This window comes from Tianweitania sp. (genome assembly GCF_032053605.1).
Lineage (GTDB): Bacteria > Pseudomonadota > Alphaproteobacteria > Rhizobiales > Rhizobiaceae > Tianweitania.
In genome coordinates, this window is sequence record NZ_DAMBUH010000029.1 from 1 (window position 1) to 1,365 (window position 1,365).

Genomic DNA, 1,365 nt, shown 5'->3' on the forward strand with positions numbered 1-1,365 from the left:
ATCGGCTGTCGTTGATGCGCGCGGACGCCTCACCGAGTGCAGCCTGCCGTGCTGCAAGATCGCCGGCGGCACGCTCGGCTCGCAGCAACGCGTCGCGTGCGCGCGCATTTTCCTGCTGCAAATGCCGCAAGGTGTCACGCGCCGATCGCTCGGCATCCACTGCCTGTTTCAAGCTGGCTTCGGCAGCCTGTGCGCTTTGCTCGGTTTCAACATGAGTCGAGCGCGCTTGCTGAAGCTCGGCGTCGAGTTCGCCAAGCCGGTTCTTTTGCGCAAGGCGTTGCGCGGCGGCTGTCGGCGCGTCGGCGCTGGCGCGGTAGCCGTCCCAACGCCACAAAGCGCCGTCTGATGTCACCAACCTTTGGCCCGGCGCCAATTCACCATGCCTGCGCGCGCCTTCTTCCGCTGTCACCAACCCGATCTGCGCCAGCCGACGTGCCATCTGACGGGGCGCTTTGACGTGCTGCGCCAAGGGTACGATCCCTATCGGCAGAGTCGGATCATCCAGCCGGAACGGCGCGTCACCCCAGAAGGCGGGCGCGTGATGATCAACGGGCAGATCGAGATCGTCGCCCAAGGCTGCACCAAGTGCTGCCTCATAGCCGCGCTCAACTTCGATCTGGTCGAGCACGGGCGGAAAGTCCTGGTTGAGCCCCGCATTCAGCACCTTGGCCAGCGTCCGTGCTTCCGTTTCGATGCGGGCAAGTGCGGCCTTGGCATCGACGAGCGGCGCGCGCGCTGCACTTTCCTCCTGCCGCGCTGCAACAACGGCAAATTCAGTCTGCGTAAACGCGCTTTCAGCCTGCTTTATCTGTGCCTCGGCAGCAGCAAGGGCGCGCTTTGCTTCGTCAACGTCCGGTGCTGCCGTCAATCTGGCGTTCAGCGCCTCCGCATCGCGCTGAATGTCAGCTGCTTGGGCATTTAGCCGCTGCAAACGCTCTAGGGCCGTCCGAAGAGCGCGATCGAGTTCCGACCTTTGCGCGGCCGCTTCCGCCCGGCGCGTCGTGGCCTGGCCCAGCGCTGTTTCGGCTGCCGCTAAAGCAGCGCTTCCCTGCTCAAGCGCCTCGTGGCTTTGTTTTTCGCGAAGATCCGCACCGTCATGATCGGCCCGAAGGGCGACCTCCTCCTCATCCAGACGGGCGAGATTGGCGGTGTTCTCGGCGCCAAGCTGTTCTTCGCGCGCGACGTCTCCGACCAATTGTTCGAGACGCCGCGCCAGCTCCGCCTCGCGCTCACGCAGGCGCTTGGCCTCATCTTCAACCTGCGCCTTTGCAAGCTCCAGCCGCTGAACGGCGGCCAGTGCTGCCGCCGCCGCATCGCGCAATGCGGGCAGATGATGCGCGCCGATGCCCTGTTGCTTTGCGGCTT

Annotated in this window: 1 pseudogene; it reads right to left on the bottom strand. The window is 65.1% G+C overall.

What is annotated here, in order from left to right:
- Positions 1–1,365 (bottom strand): annotated as a pseudogene (locus RTX98_RS09070) (chromosome segregation protein SMC); the annotation flags it as partial.